This is a genomic window from Pseudomonas sp. R1-43-08 (assembly GCF_003852255.1).
Taxonomy (GTDB): domain Bacteria; phylum Pseudomonadota; class Gammaproteobacteria; order Pseudomonadales; family Pseudomonadaceae; genus Aquipseudomonas.
The window spans coordinates 1,691,430-1,714,309 of sequence record NZ_CP027734.1; the positions used below are offsets into that span (position 1 = coordinate 1,691,430).

General features: G+C 61.9%; 19 protein-coding genes. 13 read left to right on the forward strand and 6 right to left on the reverse strand.

What is annotated here, in order from left to right; all coding sequences use genetic code 11:
• Window positions 1–126 precede the first annotated feature (126 nt).
• Together C4J87_RS07700 and C4J87_RS07705 are read right to left on the reverse strand one after the other, a co-directional pair.
• Window positions 127–1,059: a proline iminopeptidase-family hydrolase gene (locus tag C4J87_RS07700; protein WP_124366314.1), complete on the reverse strand. Its 933-nt coding sequence runs from the start codon at window positions 1,057–1,059 to the stop codon at window positions 127–129.
• Window positions 1,060–1,151: 92 nt separating this feature from the next.
• Window positions 1,152–1,916: a LuxR family transcriptional regulator gene (locus C4J87_RS07705; protein ID WP_124366315.1), complete on the reverse strand. Its 765-nt coding sequence runs from the start codon at window positions 1,914–1,916 to the stop codon at window positions 1,152–1,154.
• 183 nt (window positions 1,917–2,099) lie between these two features.
• Between C4J87_RS07705 and C4J87_RS07710 the strand changes: the two genes are divergently transcribed.
• From C4J87_RS07710 to C4J87_RS07735, 6 genes are read left to right on the forward strand one after another with little or no spacing between them, the layout of a single operon-like run.
• Window positions 2,100–2,987: a proline iminopeptidase-family hydrolase gene (locus C4J87_RS07710; RefSeq protein WP_124366316.1), complete on the forward strand. Its 888-nt coding sequence runs from the start codon at window positions 2,100–2,102 to the stop codon at window positions 2,985–2,987.
• Between the two features lie 3 nt (window positions 2,988–2,990).
• Entirely contained in the window at window positions 2,991–3,938 is a 948-nt protein-coding gene (locus tag C4J87_RS07715) for an ABC transporter permease (RefSeq protein WP_124361846.1), read from the forward strand.
• Window positions 3,935–4,786 carry an ABC transporter permease gene (locus C4J87_RS07720; RefSeq protein WP_124366317.1) on the forward strand — a complete coding sequence of 284 codons (852 nt, stop codon included), beginning with the start codon at window positions 3,935–3,937 and terminating at the stop codon, window positions 4,784–4,786. Before C4J87_RS07715 ends, C4J87_RS07720 begins: the two co-directional genes overlap by 4 nt.
• Window positions 4,783–5,739, forward strand: a complete 957-nt coding sequence (locus C4J87_RS07725) for an ABC transporter ATP-binding protein (protein WP_124366318.1) — start codon at window positions 4,783–4,785, stop codon at window positions 5,737–5,739. Before C4J87_RS07720 ends, C4J87_RS07725 begins: the two co-directional genes overlap by 4 nt.
• Window positions 5,736–6,755 (forward strand): ABC transporter ATP-binding protein, encoded by a 1,020-nt coding sequence (locus C4J87_RS07730; protein WP_124366319.1) that lies wholly within the window; start codon window positions 5,736–5,738, stop codon window positions 6,753–6,755. Before C4J87_RS07725 ends, C4J87_RS07730 begins: the two co-directional genes overlap by 4 nt.
• On the forward strand, window positions 6,737–8,251 hold the full coding sequence (locus C4J87_RS07735; protein WP_124366320.1) for an ABC transporter substrate-binding protein: 1,515 nt from the start codon (window positions 6,737–6,739) through the stop codon (window positions 8,249–8,251). Before C4J87_RS07730 ends, C4J87_RS07735 begins: the two co-directional genes overlap by 19 nt.
• A gap of 132 nt (window positions 8,252–8,383) precedes the next feature.
• Here C4J87_RS07735 and C4J87_RS07740 read toward each other — a convergent pair whose 3' ends face one another.
• The 4 genes from C4J87_RS07740 to C4J87_RS07755 form a co-directional block, all read right to left on the reverse strand.
• On the reverse strand, window positions 8,384–9,124 hold the full coding sequence (locus C4J87_RS07740) for a YciK family oxidoreductase (protein ID WP_124366321.1): 741 nt from the start codon (window positions 9,122–9,124) through the stop codon (window positions 8,384–8,386).
• A 198-nt stretch (window positions 9,125–9,322) separates the two neighbouring features.
• The gene (mupP, locus tag C4J87_RS07745; RefSeq protein ID WP_124366322.1) at window positions 9,323–9,994 is read right to left on the reverse strand and encodes an N-acetylmuramic acid 6-phosphate phosphatase MupP; all 672 of its coding nucleotides are present in this window, start codon (window positions 9,992–9,994) and stop codon (window positions 9,323–9,325) included.
• Between the two features lie 4 nt (window positions 9,995–9,998).
• Window positions 9,999–10,697 (reverse strand): bifunctional 2-polyprenyl-6-hydroxyphenol methylase/3-demethylubiquinol 3-O-methyltransferase UbiG, encoded by a 699-nt coding sequence (gene ubiG / locus C4J87_RS07750; RefSeq protein WP_124361853.1) that lies wholly within the window; start codon window positions 10,695–10,697, stop codon window positions 9,999–10,001.
• Window positions 10,698–10,726: 29 nt separating this feature from the next.
• Window positions 10,727–12,058 (reverse strand): TRZ/ATZ family hydrolase, encoded by a 1,332-nt coding sequence (locus C4J87_RS07755; protein WP_124366323.1) that lies wholly within the window; start codon window positions 12,056–12,058, stop codon window positions 10,727–10,729.
• 109 nt (window positions 12,059–12,167) lie between these two features.
• Here C4J87_RS07755 and mtnA point away from each other — a divergent pair, with 109 nt between their 5' ends.
• The 7 genes from mtnA (at window position 12,168) to cmk (ending at window position 22,775) form a co-directional block, all read left to right on the forward strand.
• Entirely contained in the window at window positions 12,168–13,238 is a 1,071-nt protein-coding gene (gene mtnA, locus C4J87_RS07760) for an S-methyl-5-thioribose-1-phosphate isomerase (protein WP_124366324.1), read from the forward strand.
• A gap of 424 nt (window positions 13,239–13,662) precedes the next feature.
• A complete protein-coding gene (gene gyrA / locus C4J87_RS07765; RefSeq protein WP_124366325.1) occupies window positions 13,663–16,317 on the forward strand; it encodes a DNA gyrase subunit A in 2,655 nt (884 codons plus the stop codon).
• A gap of 231 nt (window positions 16,318–16,548) precedes the next feature.
• Window positions 16,549–17,634: a 3-phosphoserine/phosphohydroxythreonine transaminase gene (gene serC, locus C4J87_RS07770; protein ID WP_124366326.1), complete on the forward strand. Its 1,086-nt coding sequence runs from the start codon at window positions 16,549–16,551 to the stop codon at window positions 17,632–17,634.
• Window positions 17,634–18,728, forward strand: coding sequence for a prephenate dehydratase (gene pheA / locus C4J87_RS07775; protein WP_094952927.1), 1,095 nt, complete (start codon window positions 17,634–17,636; stop codon window positions 18,726–18,728). Before serC ends, pheA begins: the two co-directional genes overlap by 1 nt.
• A gap of 9 nt (window positions 18,729–18,737) precedes the next feature.
• Entirely contained in the window at window positions 18,738–19,850 is a 1,113-nt protein-coding gene (hisC, locus tag C4J87_RS07780; RefSeq protein ID WP_124366327.1) for a histidinol-phosphate transaminase, read from the forward strand.
• Between the two features lie 28 nt (window positions 19,851–19,878).
• Window positions 19,879–22,089, forward strand: a complete 2,211-nt coding sequence (locus C4J87_RS07785) for a bifunctional prephenate dehydrogenase/3-phosphoshikimate 1-carboxyvinyltransferase (RefSeq protein WP_256680090.1) — start codon at window positions 19,879–19,881, stop codon at window positions 22,087–22,089.
• Window positions 22,086–22,775, forward strand: coding sequence for a (d)CMP kinase (cmk, locus tag C4J87_RS07790; RefSeq protein ID WP_005786302.1), 690 nt, complete (start codon window positions 22,086–22,088; stop codon window positions 22,773–22,775). The genes C4J87_RS07785 and cmk overlap by 4 nt, the downstream gene beginning before the upstream one ends.
• The last annotated feature ends 105 nt before the right edge of the window (window positions 22,776–22,880 follow it).

A 22,880-nucleotide genomic window follows, 5' to 3' on the forward strand; every position in this document is an offset into this window, starting at 1 on the left:
CGAGCTTGCTCGCGAAAAACGTCAACGGTAACGCGTGCTTTCTGAATGAACGCAGTGCCTGTGAGTTTTTCGCGAGCAAGCTCGCTCCTACAAAAAGCCTTAAGGCTTGTCCCCCCAGATTGGAATTCAGCCAGCCTTGAGCGCCGTGTGCTGCATTGAGCACACCTCATCCAGAAACTTCACCACTGTCCCCATGCACGCCTGGCGTTCTTCCACATGGGGCATGTGGCTGGAGTCTTCGAACAGCGCCCAGCGTACGTCCGGGATTTCATCCAGGAACGGCTTGACCACCAACGGCGTGGCTTCGTCATGGCGACCGGAAATCACCAGGGTCGGCACCTTGATGGCCGACAGACGGCCAATCACATTCCAATCCTTCAAGCTGCCAATCACATGGAACTCAGTCGGGCCGCTCATGGCGTGGTACACCGTCGGGTCGGCATCGACCTGGGCGAAGGTGCGCGCCACCTCTTCCGGCCATGGGTTGACGCGGCACACGTGCTGGTCGTAGAAAATCCGCGAAGCCGCTTGGTATTCCGGGTCCTGGTAGTTACCGGCGGCCTCATGCTTGAGCAGGGTTTCATGCACACCTTCGGGCAACAATTTGCGCAGCCGATTGGCCTCGCTGACCCAGGTGCGCATGCATGTCGGTGAGTTGGCCGGGATAAAGGCACGCAGGCCCTTGGGCTGCAAAATGGCATGTTCGCTGCCGAGCATGCCGCCCCAGGATTGCCCGAGGATCGCGTAGTTGTCGCTGATTTGCAGGTGGTCGAGCAGGTTGTTCAACTCGTCGAGGAACAAACCGATGGTCCAGAACGAAGAAGGCTTGTCAGGTAAATGCGTCGAGCGGCCGTTGCCCAACTGGTCGTAGTGAATCACCGCATGGCCGCTGGCGGCAACATCCTTGAATGCGTCGACGTAATCGTGGGTGCAGCCCGGTCCTCCATGGATGATCACCAGCGGTGTGCGGCCTGTCGCCAGCTCACCGGTGATGCGATACCACGTCTGATAGGCGCCGAAGGGGGCGTAGCCTTCGCGGACTTTCTCGATGAATTCCATTTCGTACCCTGCTCTGAAAAAAGGATCAGGGCTACGATAGTCTGCACGCAACGTTTAGGTAACTAGCAAAACAGCTAGGTTTTGCCTAAGGATCAATCGTCCAGCAACCGGTAGTGCGTGGCTCGCACCACCGCCTGCACGCGGTTCTTGGCGCCCAATTTGTGCATGGCCGACGCCAGGTGCAGGGTGACCACCGCCAGCGAACGGCTCAATTGCGCGGCGATCTCGGCCGCAGTCAAGCCCTCGGCGGCCCATTTCAGGCACTCGCGCTCGCGTTTGGTCAGGTGGATATGCGGGTAGGTGCGCAACGCTTTGTTGAATAAAGGATAAGCCGCCTCCTGTAACGCATGGCTGATCACGCTGAAGTCCGACAAGGTTTGCTGCGCATCCTTCAATACCGTGCTCGCCGTACCGGTGCGCAGACCGGTCAACGAGGCGAAGCCGCCGCGGGGCAGGTGGATCGGTACGCTGACGCCGCAGGTCAGCTGCTGTTCGTGCAGGTAGGACGAAACGGGTGCATGGCAGGGGTCGATGATCGTTTGCAGGGCAGTCTCGGCCTTGGCCTCATAAGACCAGACAAATGGCGACACACTGTTCAAGGCCAAATGTTGCACCGGGTCGATCTGGTAGAACCCTTCGCTGCACCACAAGGCGTGCCAGTCGGTCGGCGTGTTGCGCAGTTGCAGCACCGAGGGCGTGATCAGCGCACCGTTGAGGTCGATAGGCACTGGCGTGTAGTCGTACACCAGCGCATCGAAGCCCAACTGTTGGGCGAGGATAAACGTATTGTCCATCTGCTCGTCCAGGCTCCTGCCCGGCATCAGACGACTATTGAAGGCAGTTAGCTTGGCCAGCATCCGTTCTGCTCCCGAATTCATTTGAATCTCGACTTGCTGCAAGTAGAATGCCACGCCCCGGCGAAGGACTGCCAGGCCAAACCTATAAGAAACGCTAGGTTATGGACGCGCGGCATCCTCGGTAGTGTTGACGTGATAAACGGCCACTACCTGCCAGGCCGATACAACACAAGGAATGTATGCATGTGGCGTGAAATAGCCCCCGACCAGCGGTACAACGTGCAAGTCGACGGCCATAATCTCGTGGTCTACAGCTTTGGCGAAGGCGATGAGGTGCTGCTGTGCCTCAACGGCGGCCCGGGCCTGCCGTGTGACTATTTGCGCGACGCCCATGGCTGGCTCAAAGAACATAACCTGCGAGTGGTTGCATTCGACCAGCTTGGCACGGGCGCATCAGCCAGACCGAACGACGTTTCCCTGTGGGAAATCCGCCGTTATGTCGAAGAAGTTGAAACCGTCCGCCAGGCCCTGGACCTGGGCCGTGTGCACTTGCTCGGGCATTCCTGGGGCGGTTGGCTGGGCATCGAGTACGCCATTCATTATCCCGATGCGCTGAAAAGCCTGATCCTCGAAAACACCGTCGGCGATATTCCGCACCTGTCCCAGGAGCTTGAGCGCCTGCGCGGCGCCCTCGGCAGCGAAACCGTGGCCATGATGCAGCGTCATGAAGCGATGGGCACCCTCGACCACCCGCAGTATCAAGCCGCTATCACCTTGCTCAACTACCGCCACGTCTGCCGTCTGGATGAATGGCCGGAGCCGGTCAAACGCTCCCTCGGCGACTGGAACATGGGGCCCTACGAAACCATGCAAGGCCCCAACGAATTCCTGTATGTCGGCAACCTCAAGGACTGGAACCGCATCGCCGAAATGGCCGACTTCAGCATGCCGATGCTGATCACCACCGGCCAGCACGACGAACTCACCCCGGCCTGTGCCATGCGCATGAAAATGGCGGCCCGGCATGCCGAATTGCACGTATTTCCCAACAGCAGCCATATGCCGTTCTACGAAGAACCCCAGGCGTATTTCCCGGTGCTGCTGGACTTTCTCGCCCGCCACCGAGGCTGATGGATGAACCTGGCCCGCTACCGCTTCGTGTTGTCCCGGCCCCTGCAATTGTTGCCGGTGCTGTTGGGCATCAGTTTGATCACCTTCGTGCTGGTGCGCTCGATCCCGGGCGATCCGGCGCGTGCGCTGCTGGGCTCGCGCAGCACGCCGGACGCGTTGCTGAAAATCCGCGCCCAGTACGGCCTCGATGAGCCGTTATGGCTGCAATACTTCTATTTCCTGAAGAACCTGCTCAAGGGCGACCTCGGCCAATCGTTGTTGTACAAAGTCGACGCCCTCAAGCTGATCGTCACCCGCATCGAGCCGACCCTTGTACTGGTGCTCGGCAGCGTGGTGCTGGCGCTGTTGATCGCGGTGCCGCTGGCGACACTGGCGGCGCGCAATAAAGGCGGCTGGCCCGACACCCTGATCCGCGTGTTCACCACGGTCGGCCTGGGCATGCCGGCGTTCTGGCTGGGCCTGATGCTGATCCTGTTGTTGAGTGTGCAATGGGGCCTGTTTCCGGTGTCCGGTTATGGCCGCACCTGGCTGGACAAGGCCCACCATATGCTGCTGCCGTGTCTGACCATTGCGCTGGCGCTGTCGGCGGTGCTGGTGCGTAATCTGCGCGCGAGCATGCTGGTGGAACTGCAGGCCGACCATGTCACCGCTGCACGGGCGCGGGGGCTGTCTGAAGCCGCCGTATTCCGCCGCCATGTGGTGCCCAACTCCCTGGTGCCGGCGGTTAACCTGCTGGCAGTGAATATCGGCTGGCTGATCAGCGGCACGGTGGTCATCGAAAGCCTGTTCGCCATTCCCGGCATCGGCCAGTTGCTGGTGCGCGGTATTTTTACCCGCGATTACATGGTGGTGCAGGGCGTGGCGATGGTGCTGGCCTGTGCGACGGTGGTGGTCAACTTCGTCGCCGACGTGGTGACGGTGGCCCTCGACCCACGGGTGAAGATGCAATGAACAGCCGCCCATTGGTCGCCCCCTGGCGCCTGCGCTTGGGTTTTGGCAACGGTCGCCTGACTGCCGCATGGGGCCTGTTGATACTGTTTGCATGGTTGACCCTGGCGCTGTTCGCGCCGTGGATCGCGCCCTACGACCCGATTGCGCAAAACACCGAGATGAGTTTGCTCGCGCCTGGTGCCGCGCACCCGTTCGGCACGGACAACTACGGCCGCGACATCCTTTCACGGGTGATCTGGGGCGCGCGCATCGACCTGCAACTGGCGATTGTCGGGGTGATCTTTCCGTTCATGATCGGCACCTTCGTCGGCGCGGTGTCCGGCTATATCGGCGGGCGCTTCGACAGTGTGTGCATGCGCGTGATCGACGTGGTGCTGGCGTTTCCGTTCCTGGTGCTGATGCTGGCGATCATGGCCATTCTCGGGCCTGGGCTGCAGAGCTTTTACATCGCCATGGCGCTGGTGGGCTGGGTGTCGTATGCGCGGTTGATCCGCTCGCAGATTCTGGTGCTCAAGGAAAGCGAGTTCGCCCTGGCCGCCAAGAGCCTGGGGTTTGGCCATGGGCGCATCCTGTTCCGGCATTTGCTGCCCAATGCGCTGTTCGGCTCGATTGTGTTTTCCATGTCCGACGCGGTGCTGGTGCTGCTCAACGGTGCGGCCGTGAGCTACCTGGGCCTGGGCGTGCAACCGCCGACCGCCGAATGGGGGACGATGGTCGCCGAAGGCCAGGCCTTCATCACCACCGCCTGGTGGATCTGCACCTTTCCAGGGTTGGCCATCGTGACCCTGGCCATGGGCTTCAGCCTGCTGGCCGATGGTGTGGCGCAAGTGCTGGGGGCTCGTTCATGAGCCTGCTGCAGGTGCGCGACCTCAGTGTGATCGCCAATAACGCCGGGCGCGAGCTGTGCCTGGTCGACCGCGTGTCCTTTGACCTGGCCGAAGGCGAGATCCTGGGGTTGGTCGGTGAAAGCGGTTCGGGCAAGACCCTGGCCTGTCGCGCGCTGATGCGCCTGTTGCCGTCGTCCAACCTGCGCGTACAAGGCGGCGCAGTACAGTTGGCCGGCCAGGACCTGTTGCGCCTGGATGAAGCCGGCATGCGTACCATCCGGGGCGGGCAGTTGGGCATGATTTTCCAGAACCCCAGCAGTCACCTGGACCCGTTGATGCGTATCGGCGAGCAGATCGCCGAGGGCATCCGCCTGCATCAGGGCACATCGAAAAAAGACGCGCGCCTGCAGGCCATCGACGTGCTGCGTCAAGTGGGCATTCCCGACCCGCAGGCGCGGGTCGACAACTATCCCCATGAATTTTCTGGCGGCATGCGCCAGCGCGCGATGATTGCGGTAGCCCTGGGGTGCAACCCGAAGGTGCTGATCGCGGACGAACCCACCACCGCCCTCGATGTGACGGTGCAGGCGCAAATCCTGCGGCTGTTGCTCGACCTTCGCGACAAGCGTGGCCTGTCGATCATCATGATCACCCATGACCTCGGCGTGGTGGCGCAAAGCTGCGACTCCATCGCGGTGATGTACGCCGGGCGCCTGTGCGAACACGGCAGCAAATACGAACTGCTCGCCCATCCCCGGCATCCTTACACCGCCGGGCTGATCGACTGCCAGCCGGCCCACAGCAGCGGTCATGCATTGCTGCGCACTATCCCTGGCCAGCCACCGCTGCTCGACGCATTGCCTGACGGCTGCCGTTTCAACCCCCGCTGCCCGCAGGTCGGCCCGCTGTGTACGACGCTGTTGCCGGAAGGCGCGCGGGTGGCGTGTCACTATCCCCTCGGAGAACGCCCATGAGTCTGCTGCAGATCAAGGACCTGGAGGTGCGCTTTGCCGCGTCCGGCACTGGCCTGTTCGGGTTGAACAAGCAGTGGGTGAGGGCGGTGAACGGGGTTTCACTGAACCTGGCGGCCGGTGAAACCCTCGGGCTGGTGGGCGAGTCTGGCAGCGGTAAAAGCACGTTGGGACGGGCGATTTTGCACCTGAACCCGATCAGCGCCGGGCAGGTGTTGTTTGACGGTGTCGACATGGCCCAGGGCAGCGCCATCGATATTGCGCGGTTGCGCCAGGAAACCGCGATGATTTTCCAAGACCCTTACGCCGCCCTGAACCCGCGCCTCACTCTCGGCGAAACCCTCGCCGAAGTGTTGCGGGTGCAGCGCAAGGTCGCCCCGGAAAACATCCGCGCCCGGGTCGATGAGCTGCTTGAGCTGGTCGGTCTGCGGCCTGAATTGGCGTCGCGCAAGCCAGGCTCCCTCAGCGGCGGCCAGTGCCAGCGCGTGGGGATCGCACGGGCGCTGGCGGTGGAGCCGCGCTTGATCATCGCCGACGAATGCGTGGCGGCGCTGGACGTGTCGATCCAGGGCCAGATCATCAACTTGCTGCTGCAATTGCAACAGCGCATGAACCTGGCGATCTTGTTCATTGCCCATGACCTGGCCATCGTGCGGCGCCTGTGCGACCGCGTGGCGGTGATGTACCTGGGCAAGATCGTCGAAGAAGGGCCGGTGGAAGCGGTGTTCACTGCACCGCGTCACCCGTATACCGCGGCGTTGATCGAGGCGATTCCGCAGATTGACCCGCATCGCCCGTTACCGGCGCAGCCGCTGCCCGGCGAACCACCCAGCCCACTGAACCTGCCCACCGGTTGCGCGTTTCACCCGCGTTGCCGGTATGCCCGCGCCATGTGTTCCGTGATGTTGCCGCCCACCCATTCGCTGCATGAGCATCGATACAGTTGCGTGCTTGAACACCCTTTGATCCTTCCTGCCCATCATGAACAAGGAGTTATGACATGCAATCGCGCCATTTGAAGTTGCTCGCCGCCGCCACGCTGACCGCCTGGTCCCTCACTGCCGGCCTGGCCCAGGCCGCCGGCGTCTTGACCATCGGCTGCCGTGAAGACAGCACCACCTTTGACCCGATCAAAAGCGCGCAGAACCGCGATACCTGGGTGTTCGCCAACGTCTACGACACCCTGGTGCGCGTGGATAACCTGGGCACCAAAATGGAACCAGGCCTGGCGCAAAGCTGGGAGATTTCCAAGGACGGCCTGACGTACACCTTTAAACTGCGCGAGGCGAAGTTTTCCGACGGTTCGCCGATCACCGCCAGCGATGCAGCGTTCAGCCTGTTGCGCATCCGCGATAACAAGGCGTCGCTGTGGAGTGACCCGTTCAGCCTGATCGACACCGCCAAGGCCAGCGATCCGAAGACGCTGGTGGTCACCCTGAAAACCCCGGCGGTGGCGTTTCTCTCGCAACTGGCCTCGCCAACGGTGTCGATCCTGTCGGAAAAAGCCATGACGGCGATGGGCGAAGACGCCTACTCGGAAAGCCCGGTGACCTCCGGCGCGTTCACCGTGGACGAATGGCGTAAGGGCGACCGCGTGATTCTGAAGAAGAACCCGAACTTCTGGCAGGCCAGTAAGGTCAGCCTGGACGGCGTGGAATGGGTGTCGGTCACCGACGACAACACACGCATGCGCATGGTGCAGAACAACGAGCTGGACACGGCGATCTTCGTACCTTTCTCCCGCGTTGAGGAGCTGAAGAAAGACCCGAACGTGGTGATCCACGCCGACCCGTCCACCCGCGAAGATCACCTGCTGATCAACCACGCGCACGGCCTGCTGGCCAAGCCGCAGGTGCGTGAAGCGCTGGACATGGCCATCGACAAACAATCGTTGGTAAAGACCGCCACTTACGGGCAAGGCACCGTGGCGTATTCCTACATCCCCAAAGGCTCGCTGTATCACTACGCCAATAACCTGCAGCGCCCGTATGACCCGACTGCGGCCAAAAAGCTGCTGGCAGAGGCGGGCGCCACGGACTTGAAGTTGAACTATGTGGTCAATGCCGGCAATGAAGCTGACGAGCAGATTGCGGTGATCATCAAGGACCAACTGGCCAAGGTCGGCGTCACCGCCAACCTGCAGAAGGTCGACCCGACCCAGAGCTGGCAGATGTTGGTGGACGGTGAGTACGATATTTCGGTGATGTACTGGACCAACGACATCCTCGACCCGGACCAGAAGACCACCTTCGTGCTGGGCCACGACACCAACCAGAACTACATGACCCGCTACCAGAACGACAAGGTCAAGGCGCTGGTGGCACAAGCGCGCATCGAGGCCGATCCGGCCAAGCGTGAGCAGATGTACGTGGAATTGCAGAAACTGGCGAAGCAGGATGTGAACTGGATCGATCTGTATTACAGCCCGTATATCAACATCTCACGCAAGAATGTGAGCAACTTCCTGCAGAACCCGTTGGGGCGCTTCACGCTCGAGGAAGTGGTGAAAAACTGACAAGCGCTGCAATACCAATGTGGGAGGGGGCTTGCTCCCGATAGCGGTGGATCAGCCAATTAATCTGTTGGCTGACACTCCGCTATCGGGAGCAAGCCCCCTCCCACATTTTGATTTAGGTTGTGTCAGGGGTTATTGCGCGTCAAACGCCTGCCCATTGATGCCCGCACTGTCCGGCCCCATCAAATACAGGTACACCGGCATGATCTCTTCCGGCGCTGGCCTTTCCATCGGGTTTTCCCCTGGGTACGCCTGGGCTCGCATACTGGTGCGCGTACCGCCCGGGTTGATGCTGTTGGCGCGCACGGCGGCGACATCTTCCAGCTCATCGGCCAGGGTTTGCATCAAGCCTTCAGTGGCGAACTTGGACACACCATAGGCGCCCCAATAGGCCCGGCCCTTGCGCCCGACGCTGCTGGAAGTGAACACCACCGACGCATCCTGGGACAGTTTGAGCAGCGGCAGCAAGGTGCTGGTCAGCATGAACATCGCGTTGACGTTCACGTGCATCACCCGCATGAAATTCTCGCCGGACAACTGTTCGATCGGTGTGCGCGGGCCGATGATCGAGGCATTGTGCAGCAGGCCGTCGAGGCGGCCAAATTCCCTTTCGATCATCGCCGCCAGCTCATCGTATTGATGGGGCAGGGCAGTCTCCAGATTGAACGGGATCACCACCGGCTGCGGCTGGCCCGCCGCTTCGATCTCGTCATACACCTGGGCCAGATTGGCTTCGGTCTTGCCTAGTAGCAGCACGGTGGCGCCGTGGGCCGCGTAGGTTTTCGCCGCAGCGGCGCCGATCCCACGGCCGGCACCGGTGACCAGGATGATGCGGCCTTTGAGCAGTTCCGGAGGTGCAGCGTAATCAAACATAAATAGCCTCGACAAAATTCAGTATGTGGCCAAAATCCAAACAGTAAACAAATCCAAATGTGGGAGGGGCGGTGCGACGATTCGACTTGCTCCCGATTGCGGTGGGTCAGTCACAAATACAGTGACTGACACCCTGCTATCGGGAGCAAGCCCCTTCCCACATTTTGGATCTTCATCGGTCAGCAGCATCGCGAACAATCAGCAACTGCACAGCGCGTTATCCAGCACCTTGCGCAGTTCCAGCGGGTGGTCCACCACCACATCCGCGCCCCAGTGACGCGGGTTGTCGTCCGGGTGGATATAGCCGTAGGTCACCGCCGCCGTACGCGTACCGGCGTCGCGGCCGGACTCTATGTCACGCAGGTCATCGCCCACGAACAACACGCTGGCCGGGTCCAGGTTCAGCAGCTTGCAGGCCAGGATCATCGGCTCCGGGTCCGGCTTGCTGTTCTTCACGTGGTCCGGGCAGATCAGCACGGCCGAGCGTTCGGCCAGGCCCAGTCGCTGCATGATCGGCTCGGCAAAGCGCACCGGCTTGTTGGTGACCACGCCCCAGATCAGCTTGGCCTTCTCGATGTCTTCCAGCAGTTCGGCCATACCGTCGAACAGTTTGCTGTGCACCGCGCAGTCCTTGAGGTAGCGCTCGAGGAATTCCTGGCGCAGGTCTTCAAAGCCTGGCGACTCCGGGTCCATCGAGAAGGTCACGGCGACCATGGCCCGCGCGCCACCGGAGATTTCATCGCGGATGTGCTGCGGGTTGACCGGCGGCAGGCCACGCTCGGCGCGCATGGCCTGGCAGATGGCGATAAAGTCCGGCGCGGTGTCCAGCAGGGTACCGTCCATGTCGAAGAGAACCGCTCGCAACTTCACAGGCTTACTCCTCGCGCAGGGTCTGGATCATGTAGTTGACGTCAACGTCGCTGGCCAGCTTGTAGTGCTTGGTCAGTGGGTTGTAGGTCAGGCCGATGATGTCTTTTACGCTGAGGCCGGCCTGACGGCTCCAGGCCCCCAGCTCGGATGGGCGGATGAATTTCTTGAAGTCATGGGTGCCGCGCGGCAGCAGCTTCATGATGTATTCGGCGCCGATGATCGCGAACAGATAAGCCTTGGGATTGCGGTTGATAGTGGAAAAAAACACCTGGCCGCCAGGCTTGACCATGCGGAAACAGGCGCGGATCACCGAAGACGGGTCGGGCACGTGCTCGAGCATTTCAAGGCAGGTGACCACGTCAAACTGCTCGGGCATTTCCTCGGCCAGGGCTTCGGCGGTGATCTGGCGGTACTCCACGCTCACGCCGGATTCCAGCTGGTGCAGCTGGGCCACGGCCAGCGGCGCTTCGCCCATGTCGATGCCCATCACGGTAGCGCCACGCTGGGCCATGGCTTCACTGAGGATGCCACCGCCACAACCGACGTCCAGCACCTTTTTGCCGGCCAGGTTGACGCGTTCGTCAATCCAGTTGACCCGCAACGGGTTGATGTCGTGCAGGGGCTTGAACTCGCTTTCACGGTCCCACCAGCGGTGGGCCAGGGCTTCGAATTTGGCGATTTCGGCGTGGTCGACGTTGCTCATGGTGAATCCTCTGAATCTGATAAATCGGTTTATTCGCTGTGCCCGCTGATGCGCTGGCCCCAGGCAATGGCCGTGGCGGTCAACTGTGCTTCATCCATGCGGGTCAATCGTCGGTCGTCGAGCAACTGCTTGCCGGCGACCCAAAGGTGTTTCACGCAATCGCGACCGGTAGCGTAGATAAGCTGTGAGACCGGATCGTAGATCGGTTGTTGCGCCAGCCCCGAAAGGTCGAAGGCGACGATATCTGCGGCCTTGCCGACTTCCAGCGAGCCGATCTGGCCGTCCAGGCCCATCGCCCGCGCGCCATTGAGGGTCGCCATGCGCAGCGCGCGATGGGCGTCCAGCGCGGTCGCCGAGCCGGCGACCGCCTTGGCCAGCATGGCGGCGGTGCGGGTTTCGCCCAACAGGTCGAGGTCGTTGTTGCTGGCGGCGCCGTCAGTGCCTATAGCCACATTGACGCCAGCCTGCCACAGGCGTTCAACCGGACAGAAGCCGCTGGCCAGTTTCAGATTCGATTCCGGGCAATGAATGACGCTGGTGTTGCTTTCTACCAGCAAAGCCAGGTCTTCCTCGCTGATTTGGGTCATATGAACGGCCTGGAAGCGCGGGCCCAGCAAGCCGAGGCGACCCAGGCGGGCCAATGGCCGCTCGCCGGTCTGTTCCACGGCCTGCTGCACTTCAAAGGCGGTTTCGTGCACATGCATATGAATTGCGGCGTCCAGCTCTTCGGCGATCACCCGGATTTTCTCCAGGTTGTCATCGTTGACGGTGTAAGGCGCGTGGGGGCCGAACGTGATCTTGATGCGGGGATGGTGCTTGAGGTCGCCGAACAGCTCGATACCCTGGCGCATTGCCTCATCGGCGCTGCTGGCGCCGGGAATCGGGAAATCCAGGATCGGAATGGCGATCTGTGCGCGCATGCCGCTGTTGTGCACGCAGTCGCTGGCGACCTTGGGGTAGAAGTACATATCCGAGAAGCAGGTGATGCCGCCCTTGAGCTGCTCGGCGATGGCCAGGTTGGTGCCATCGCGGACGAAGGCTTCATCGACCCACTTGGCTTCGGCGGGCCAGATGTGTTTTTCCAGCCAGGTCATCAACGGCAGGTCGTCGGCCAGGCCGCGAAACAGGCTCATCGCCGCATGCCCGTGGGCGTTGATCAGGCCCGGGCTGAGCAGCATGCCGGGCAGCTCGCGCACCTCGCTGGCCTCAAGCTTGAGCGCCGCCGCCCGCGGCCCGATAAACACGATGCAGCCGTCCCGAATACCCAGGCCATGCTCCTTGAGCACCACGCCAGCGGGTTCGACGGGGACCAGCCAGGTCGGCAGGAGCAATAAGTCGAGCGGGGCGGCAGTGGGCGTCATCGCAGGCTTCTTCCTGGGCAGCTATAAAAGAAGGGCGAAGTATACCCGAGCGTCCTGGCTGGCGGATCGCTATAATCGGCGGCTTTTGTTCATGAGTACGGGGAAAGGGATGCGCGACCGACTGTTGGCTGCAGAGAAGGTGAAGGCCATCGATTGGCGTGATGGCGTGCTGCACCTGCTCGATCAGCGTGCGCTGCCGGCCCGGGAATGCTGGGTGGCGTGCTCGACCGTCGGCGAGGTGGCCGCCGCCATCCGCTCGATGGTGGTGCGCGGCGCGTCGGCCATCGGCATCAGCGCAGCCTACGGGCTGGTCATGGCTGCCCGTGAGCGCATGGCTGAAGGCGGCGACTGGCAAGCAGCGTGGGAAGAAGACTACGCACTGCTGGCCGATACCCGACCCACCGCATCGAATCTGTTCTGGGCACTGAAGTGCATGCGCGATCGCCTCGACCGCCTCAAGCAGCACGCCGACCCATTGGCCGTGCTGGAAGCTGAAGCCATCGCCATCCATGAAAGTGACCGCGAGGCCAATGTCGTCATGGCCCAATTGGGTATGGAGCGGATTCGCAAGCACCAGGGCAACGCCCAGGCGATCCTCACTCATGGCAATGCCGGCGCATTGGCCTCGGGCGGTGTCGGCACGGCCCTCGGGGTGATTCGCGCGGCGTTCCTGGAGGGGCTGGTCGAGCAGATCTATGCCAACGAAACCCGTCCCTGGCTGCAAGGCTCGCGCCTGACGGCGTGGGAGTTGGCAGGCGCGGGTATCCCGGTGACGGTCAATGCCGACTCCGCCGGGGCGCATATCCTCAAAACCAAAGGCGTGACCTGGGTGGTCGTTGGCGCTGACTGCATCGCGGCCAATGGCGATGTGATCAGCAAGATCGGCACGTATCAGTTGGCCGTGTGCGCCATGCACCACGGCGTGCGCTTTATGGTGGTGGCGTCGAGCTCGACCCTCGACCTGATGATGGCCACTGGCGATGATGTGGCCCTGGAAGAGCGTGATGTGGCTGAGTTGCTGGAGGTGAATGGCCAGCGGCTGGCGGTGCAGGCCTTCAATCCGGTTTTCGATGTCACCCCGGCCGACCTGATTGATGTGATCGTCACCGAGAAAGGGGTGGTGGAGCGGCCGGATGCGGCCAAGCTGGCTAAGCTGATGTGCCGTAAGCGGCTGCATTGAGGGTGGTGGTGTTTGTTGAATAGCGATCGGGAGCAAGCCCCCTCCCACATTTGATTTGTGAACACAGTCAAAATGTGGGAGGGGGCTTGCTCCCGATTGGCCCTGAAAGTCAATAAAACTTCCGGATCCACCCCCAAAAAACAGCACCACCCCATCTCTGAGCCTCTCTCGTCCTCCTCAAGCCTGTCATTCATCAAATTACTAGCCTCCATGCGCATCAGGGGGATAGGTGCGTGGCGGCGATTGTGATAACATCCGGCGGTTTCCAGGGCCGCCCCGAGGGGTTGCCCATAACGTGCAGATCCGTGTCATAACTCGTTGATTTGTCGTAAGTCGTTGTCAGGCACCGTGCCGGCAGCGGCGAGCTTCGTTCGTCCCATCTGGATGTGACGAAGTTTCACCCGAAAAAGGAATCAGGCTTCTCATGGGCGAACTGGCCAAAGAAATCCTCCCGGTCAATATCGAAGACGAGCTGAAACAGTCCTACCTCGACTACGCGATGAGCGTAATTGTCGGTCGGGCACTGCCTGATGCGCGCGACGGCTTGAAGCCCGTGCACCGGCGTGTGCTGTTCGCGATGAGCGAGCTGGGTAACGACTGGAACAAGCCGTACAAGAAATCTGCCCGTGTTGTCGGTGACGTGATCGGTAAGTATCACCCTCACGGCGACACTGCGGTGTACGACACCATCGTTCGGATGGCCCAGCCGTTTTCCCTGCGCTACCTGCTGGTAGACGGCCAGGGCAACTTCGGTTCGGTCGACGGCGACAACGCCGCAGCCATGCGATACACCGAAGTGCGCATGACCAAGCTGGCGCACGAGCTGCTGGCCGACCTGCATAAAGAAACCGTGGACTGGGTGCCGAACTACGACGGCACCGAAATGATCCCGGCCGTCATGCCCACCCGTATTCCCAACCTGCTGGTCAACGGTTCCAGCGGTATCGCCGTGGGCATGGCGACCAACATCCCGCCGCACAACCTCGGTGAAGTGATCGACGGTTGCCTGGCCCTCATCGACAACCCCGAGCTGACCATCGATGAGCTGATGCAATACATCCCCGGCCCGGACTTCCCGACCGCCGCGATCATCAACGGTCGCGCCGGCATCATCGAAGCCTACCGCACCGGCCGTGGCCGCATTTACATGCGCGCCCGCTCGATGATCGAAGACATCGACAAGGTCGGTGGCCGCCAGCAGATCGTCATCACCGAACTTCCGTACCAGCTGAACAAGGCGCGCCTGATCGAAAAGATCGCCGAGCTGGTTAAAGAGAAGAAGCTCGAAGGCATCACTGAACTGCGCGACGAGTCCGACAAAGACGGTATGCGCGTGGTGATCGAGCTGCGTCGTGGCGAAGTGCCTGAGGTGATCCTCAACAACCTCTACGCTCAGACCCAGCTGCAAAGCGTGTTTGGTATCAACGTGGTTGCGCTGATCGATGGCCGCCCGCGCATCCTGAACCTCAAGGACTTGCTGGAAGCCTTCGTGCGTCACCGTCGCGAAGTCGTCACCCGCCGTACCGTGTTCGAACTGCGCAAGGCCCGCGAGCGCGGCCACATCCTGGAAGGCCAGGCAGTTGCGCTGTCGAACATCGACCCGGTGATTGCCCTGATCAAGGCCTCGCCAACTCCGTCGGAAGCCAAGGAAGCGCTGATCAGCACGCCGTGGGAATCCAGCGCCGTGGTCGCGATGGTTGAACGCGCCGGCGCCGACTCGTGCCGTCCGGAAACCCTGGACCCGCAATACGGCCTGCGCGAAGGCAAGTACTTCCTGTCGCCGGAACAGGCCCAGGCCATCCTGGAACTGCGCTTGCACCGCCTGACCGGCCTGGAGCACGAGAAGCTGCTGGCCGAGTACCAGGAAATCCTCAACCAGATCGGCGAGTTGATCCGCATCCTCAACAGCGCCGTGCGCCTGATGGAAGTGATCCGCGAAGAACTCGAAGTGATCCGCGCCGAATACGGCGACGTGCGCCGTACCGAAATCCTCGACGCACGCCTCGACCTGACCCTGGGTGACATGATCCCGGAAGAAGAGCGCGTGGTGACCATTTCCCACGGCGGCTACGCCAAGACCCAGCCATTGGCGGCCTACCAGGCCCAGCGTCGTGGCGGTAAAGGTAAGTCGGCTACCGGCGTGAAGGATGAGGACTACATCGCTCACCTGCTGGTTGCCAACAGCCACACCACGCTGCTGCTGTTCTCCAGCAAGGGCAAGGTGTACTGGCTGAAAACCTACGAAATCCCTGAAGCCTCCCGCGCTGCCCGTGGTCGCCCACTGGTCAACCTGCTGCCGCTGGACAGTGATGAATACATCACCACCATGCTGCCGGTCGATGAATACACCGAGGGTCACTTCATCTTCATGGCCACCGCCAAAGGCACCGTGAAGAAGACCCCGCTGGAATCCTTCAGCCGTCAACGCAGCGTGGGCCTGATCGCCCTGGAGCTGGATGAAGGCGACGTGCTGATTTCGGCGGCCATCACCGATGGCGAGCGCGAAGTCATGCTGTTCTCCGACGGCGGCAAGGTCACGCGCTTCAAGGAATCCGACGTTCGTGCCATGGGCCGTACTGCCCGTGGTGTGCGCGGCATGCGCCTGCCGGAAGGGCAGAAGCTGATTTCCATGTTGATTCCGGAAGAAGGCAGCCAGATCCTCACCGCTTCCGAGCGTGGCTACGGCAAGCGCACCGCCATCAGCGAGTTCCCGGAGTACAAGCGTGGCGGCCAGGGCGTGATCGCCATGGTCAGCAACGACCGCAACGGTCGTCTGGTCGGCGCGGTGCAGGTGCTAGACGGCGAGGAAATCATGCTGATTTCCGACCAGGGCACCCTGGTACGTACCCGCGTGGCAGAAGTCTCGAGCCTGGGCCGTAACACCCAGGGCGTGACCTTGATCAAGCTGGCCAAGGACGAGAAGCTGGTCGGTCTTGAGCGTGTGCAAGAGCCTTCGGAAGTTGAAGGTGAAGAGCTGGAAGGCGAGGAATTCGACGGCGAGGTAATCGCAACCGGCGATGACAACGTCGACGAGCCAACCCTCGATGCAGCCGCAGACGAAGAAGAACCGCAGGAATAAGCGGACACACAGGGGGCGGATGAAGATTCGCCCCCTTGTTGTTTGTCCGGATGGAAATATCGACAGCGATGAAAATCCAACTGTGGGAGGGGGCTTGCTCCCGATTGCGGAGTGTCAGCGGCACATAAGCTGACTGACCCACCGCTTTCGCGAGCAAGCCCGCTCCCACACGGGATCCGGTGTCGGCTGATATGTTTGCGTGACTACCACCAGACCAGAGTGAGATTGGATGTGAGCAAGAGAGCCTATAACTTCTGTGCCGGTCCCGCGGCGCTTCCTGAAGCAGTCCTGCAGCGCGCGCAGGCTGAACTCCTCGACTGGCATGGAAAAGGCCTCTCCGTGATGGAAATGAGCCATCGCAGCGATGAGTTCGTGTCCATCGCCACCAAGGCCGAGCAGGATCTGCACGACTTGCTGGACATCCCTTCCCACTACAAGGTGCTGTTCCTGCAGGGCGGCGCGAGCCAGCAGTTCGCCCAGATCCCGCTGAACCTGCTGCCGGAAGACGGAACGGCGGACTATATCGACACCGGTATCTGGGGGCAGAAGGCCATTGAAGAGGCCTCCCGCTACGGTCATGTCAACGTGGCAGGCACCGCCAAGCCATATGACTACTTCGCCATTCCGGGTCAGAACGAATGGAAATTGTCGAAGGACGCGGCCTACGTGCACTACGTCGCCAACGAAACCATCGGTGGCCTGGAATTCGACTGGGTGCCACAGGTGGGCGACGTGCCGCTGGTGTGCGACATGTCTTCGGACATCCTCTCGCGCCCGATCGATGTGTCCAAGTACGGCATGATCTATGCCGGCGCGCAGAAAAACATCGGCCCGAGCGGCATCCTGGTCAACATCATCCGTGAAGACCTGCTGGGTCGCGCCCGCTCGCTGTGCCCGACCATGCTCAACTACAAGGTCGCGGCCGATAACGGCTCGATGTACAACACCCCGCCGGCGTTCGCCTGGTACCTGTCCGGCCTGGTGTTCGAATGGCTCAAGGAGCAGGGCGGCGTGGCGGCCATGGGCAAGCTCAACGAAGTGAAGAAGCGCACCCTGTACGACTTCATCGACGCCAGCGGCCTGTACAGCAACCCGATCAACCTCAGCGACCGCTCGTGGATGAACGTGCCGTTCCGCCTGGCTGACGACCGCCTGGACAAGCCATTCCTGGCCGGCGCCGAAGCGCGTGGCCTGTTGAACCTCAAGGGCCACCGTTCGGTCGGCGGCATGCGCGCCTCCATCTATAACGCTGTCGACATCCACGCGATCAACGCGCTGGTTGCCTACATGGCAGAGTTTGAAAAGGAACACGGCTAATGTCTGAGCAAGAACTCAAGGCCCTGCGTGTACGCATCGACAGCCTGGACGAGAAAGTCCTCGAGCTGATCAGTGAGCGTGCGCGCTGCGCCCAGGAAGTGGCACGGGTGAAGATGGCGTCCCTGGCAGAAGGCGAAGTGCCGGTGTTCTACCGGCCCGAGCGAGAAGCCCAGGTGCTCAAACGCGTGATGGAACGCAACCAAGGCCCGCTGGGCAACGAAGAAATGGCGCGGTTGTTCCGTGAAATCATGTCCTCGTGCCTGGCCCTGGAGCAGCCGCTGAAAGTGGCGTACCTCGGCCCGGAAGGCACCTTCACCCAGGCGGCGGCCATGAAACATTTCGGCCACGCCGTGATCAGCAAGCCGATGGCGGCGATCGACGAAGTGTTCCGCGAAGTGGCGGCCGGTGCTGTGAATTTTGGCGTGGTGCCGGTGGAAAATTCCACCGAAGGCGCGGTCAACCACACGCTGGACAGCTTCCTGGAACACGACATGGTGATCTGCGGTGAGGTCGAGCTGCGTATCCACCATCACCTGTTGGTGGGCGAGAACACCAAGACCGACAGCATCAGCCGGATCTATTCTCACGCCCAGTCCCTGGCCCAGTGCCGCAAGTGGCTGGATGCGCATTACCCGAATGTCGAGCGCGTGGCGGTCTCCAGCAATGCCGAGGCGGCCAAGCGGGTCAAGGGCGAATGGAACTCGGCGGCGATTGCCGGCGATATGGCGGCGGGCCTGTATGGCTTGACGCGCCTGGCCGAGAAAATCGAGGACCGCCCGGACAACTCCACGCGTTTCCTGATGATCGGTAGCCAGGAAGTGCCGCCCACCGGCGACGACAAGACGTCGATCATCGTCTCCATGAGCAACAAGCCGGGCGCGCTGCATGAGCTGCTGGTGCCGTTCCACGACAACGGCATCGACCTGACGCGCATCGAGACGCGTCCTTCGCGCAGCGGTAAATGGACCTACGTGTTCTTCATCGACTTCATCGGGCATCACCGCGACCCACTGGTCAAAGGCGTGCTGGAGAAAATCAGCCAGGAGGCCGTGGCACTCAAGGTGCTGGGCTCTTACCCGAAAGCGGTTTTGTGAGGCTTTAACATGAGTGGCAACTTCCTCGCCCTGGCGCAGCCGGGCGTGCAACAACTGTCGCCTTACGTTCCGGGCAAGCCTGTGGACGAGCTGGCGCGTGAGTTGAATCTGGACCCGTCCAGGATCGTCAAGCTGGCGAGTAACGAAAACCCGCTGGGCCCGAGCCCCAAGGTGCTGGCGGCGATTCGTGAAGAGCTGGCTGAGCTGACCCGTTACCCCGACGGCAACGGCTTTGCCCTCAAGTCGCTGCTGGCGCAAAAATGCCGGGTCGATCTGAACCAGGTGACCCTGGGCAACGGTTCCAACGACATCCTCGAGCTGGTCGGTCGCGCTTATCTGGCGCCGGGCCTGAATGCGGTGTTCAGTGAGCATGCCTTTGCGGTCTACCCGATCGTGACCCAGGCCGTAGGCGCGGATGCCCGCGTTATACCGGCAAAAGCGTGGGGCCATGACCTGCTGGCGATGCTGGCGGCCATCGACGCCCAGACCCGCGTGGTGTTCATTGCCAACCCGAACAACCCCACCGGTACCTGGTTCGACGCACAGGCGCTGGACGACTTCCTGCAAGGCGTGCCCGAGCACGTGCTGGTGGTGCTGGACGAGGCTTACATCGAGTACGCCGAAGGCGGCGACCTGCCGGATGGCCTGGACTTCCTGGCGGCCTACCCGAACCTGCTGGTGTCGCGCACGTTCTCCAAGGCCTATGGCCTGGCCTCGCTGCGGGTCGGCTACGGCTTGTCCACGGCGGTGGTTGCCGATGTGCTGAACCGCGTGCGCCAGCCGTTCAACGTCAACAGTCTCGCCCTGGCGGCGGCCTGTGCGGCGCTGAATGACGCGGACTACCTGGCAGAAAGCCGTCGCCTCAACGAAAGCGGCATGCAGCAATTGCAGGCAGGTTTCCGCGAGCTGGGCCTGGGCTGGATTGCCTCCAAGGGCAACTTCATCTGTGTCGACCTCGGCCAGGTAGCTGCCCCGGTCTTCCAGGGGTTGCTGCGCGAAGGCGTGATCGTGCGTCCGGTGGCCAATTACGGCATGCCGAATCATCTGCGCATCACCATTGGTTTGCCGGCTGAGAACAACCGCTTCCTGGAGGCGTTGGCCAAGGTTCTGGCCCGTGGTTGATGTCACTGCATTGCAACCTGCTGTGCCTATGATCGGTCGCCTGGTGGTGGTCGGTCTTGGGTTGATCGGTGGCTCCTTCGCCAAAGGCCTGCGCGAGAGCGGGCTGTGCGGCGAAGTGGTCGGCGTGGACCTGGACCCGCATTCGCGCCAGTTGGCGGTAGAACTGGGGGTGGTAGACCGTTGTGAGGCGGACCTGGCCGTCGCGTGCCATGGCGCCGACGTGATCCAGCTGGCGGTGCCGATCCTGGCCATGGAAAAGCTCCTGACGATTTTGGCCGGCCTGGACCTGGGCAGCGCGATTCTCACGGATGTCGGCAGTGCCAAAGGCAATGTGGTGCGCGCGGCGCAACTGGCGTTTGGTGAAATGCCGCCGCGCTTCGTGCCGGGCCATCCGATTGCCGGTTCCGAGCAGAGCGGGGTGGAAGCGTCCAATGCGCAGCTGTTTCGACGGCACAAAGTGATCCTGACCCCGCTTGCGCAGACCGACCCAGCGGCGTTGGCCGTGGTGGATCGGCTGTGGCGGGAGCTGGGGGCGGACGTGGAGCATATGCAGGTCGAGCGCCACGACGAAGTGCTCGCTGCTACCAGTCATCTGCCCCATCTGCTGGCGTTTGGCCTGGTGGATTCGTTGGCCAAGCGCAACGAAAATCTGGAGATTTTCCGCTATGCCGCCGGAGGCTTTCGCGACTTCACGCGGATTGCCGGCAGCGATCCGGTGATGTGGCATGACATCTTCCTCGCCAATCGCGAAGCGGTGTTGCGCACCCTGGACACCTTCCGCAGCGACCTGGATGCCCTGCGCGATGCGGTGGATGCAGGTGATGGTCACCAATTACTGGGCGTGTTCACCCGTGCGCGGGTGGCGCGTGAGCACTTCAGCAAGATCCTGGCGCGCCGGGCCTATATGGAAACTGCTGTGGACGCCGACGAGCTGACGTTCATCGCCAGCCCCGCTGGCCGCTTGAGCGGGCGCATCCGAGTGCCGGGAGACAAGTCGATCTCCCATCGGTCGATCATGCTGGGCTCATTGGCCGATGGCGTGACCGAAGTTGAAGGCTTCCTGGAGGGCGAGGATGCCCTGGCGACGTTGCAGGCATTTCGCGACATGGGCGTGGTGATCGAAGGGCCGCACCATGGGCGGGTGACGATTCATGGCGTGGGTTTGCATGGCTTGAAACCGGCGCCAGGGCCGATTTACCTGGGTAACTCCGGAACGTCCATGCGCCTGTTGTCCGGGTTGCTGGCGGCGCAGCGCTTCGACAGCGTGCTGACGGGTGACGCGTCGCTGTCCAAGCGCCCGATGAGTCGGGTGGCTGAGCCATTGCGGGAAATGGGCGCAGTGATCGAGACCGGGCCGCAAGGGCGTCCGCCGCTGACCATCCGCGGCGGTCAGGCGTTGAAAGGCTTGAATTATGTACTGCCGATGGCCAGCGCCCAGGTGAAATCCTGCCTGTTGTTGGCCGGGCTGTATGCCGAAGGCAAAACCTGTGTGACTGAGCCTGCACCGACCCGCGACCACACCGAGCGCATGTTGCGCGGTTTTGGCTATCCGGTAGGCGTGGAGGGCGCGACGGCGTCGGTTGAATCCGGGCATGCGTTGACCGCTACCCATATAGAGGTACCGGGGGACATCTCCTCGTCGGCATTTTTCCTGGTCGCGGCCACGATTGCCGAGGGTTCCGAGTTGTTGCTGGAGCATGTCGGTATCAACCCGACCCGCACCGGGGTGATCGATATCCTGCGCCTGATGGGTGCGGACATCACCTTGGAAAACCCGCGTGAAGTGGGCGGTGAGCCGGTCGCCGACCTGCGTGTACGCGCGGCTGTGCTCAAGGGTATCGAGATTCCCGAAGCGCTGGTGCCGCTCGCGATCGACGAGTTTCCCGTGCTGTTCGTCGCCGCCGCCTGCGCGCAGGGGCGAACCGTACTGCGCGGCGCCGAGGAGTTGCGGGTGAAGGAGTCCGACCGCATCCAGGTCATGGCCGACGGTCTGTTGGCGCTGGGTGTGAAGTGTGAACCGACGCCTGATGGGATTATCATCGACGGCGGCCCGATAGACGGTGGCGACGTGCATGCCCATGGCGATCATCGGATTGCCATGGCGTTCAGCGTGGCGTCCTTACGAGCAGCGGCGCCGATTCGCATCCGTGATTGCGCCAACGTTGCTACATCTTTTCCGAATTTTCTTACACTGTGTGCCCACGTCGGCATGCGTGTTGCCCAAGAGGCTCAATTGTGAATATCAAAGCACCGGTGATTACCATCGACGGGCCAAGCGGCTCGGGCAAAGGCACGATCGCCGGCATCCTGGCCAAGCGCCTGGGCTGGTGCCTGCTGGATTCCGGCGCGCTGTATCGCCTGCTGGCGTTCGCTGCGCGTAACCATGGTGTCGACCTGACCAACGAAGAGTTGCTGACGAAAATCGCCGCCCATCTGGACGTGCAGTTCATCGCGGCGACCGACGGTCAATTGCAGCGCATCATCCTCGAAGGTGATGAAGTCAGTGACGTGATTCGCACCGAGAGTATCGGCGCCGGCGCGTCCCAGGTGGCGGCTCTGCCGGCGGTTCGCGAGGCTTTGCTGCAGCGCCAGCGCGCGTTCCAGGAGCCGCCGGGCCTGGTGGCCGACGGCCGCGACATGGGCACGGTGGTGTTTCCCGAGGCGCCGTTGAAGATTTTCCTGACCGCCAGCGCTGAGGAGCGTGCCCGCCGCCGCTACTTGCAGTTGAAGGGCAAAGTCGATGGTGTTAGTCTGTCGAGTCTGCTAGATGAGATCCGTGCACGCGATGAGCGTGATACCCAGCGTGCGGTAGCCCCGCTCAAGCCGGCGGCTGACGCCATACAGCTGGATTCCACGGAGTTGTCCATCGAGCAGGTGTTGGAACGCATCATGAGCGAGATCGCCATTCGCGATATCGCCGGGTGACCAAGAAGGTTGCAGGGGACCAGTCATAGTCCTGCGGCGCTTCTTTTAATTGAAACTGACCCACACCGTCTGGGGTGTGGAGATGGGCGTATTCTTCGCCCTTAT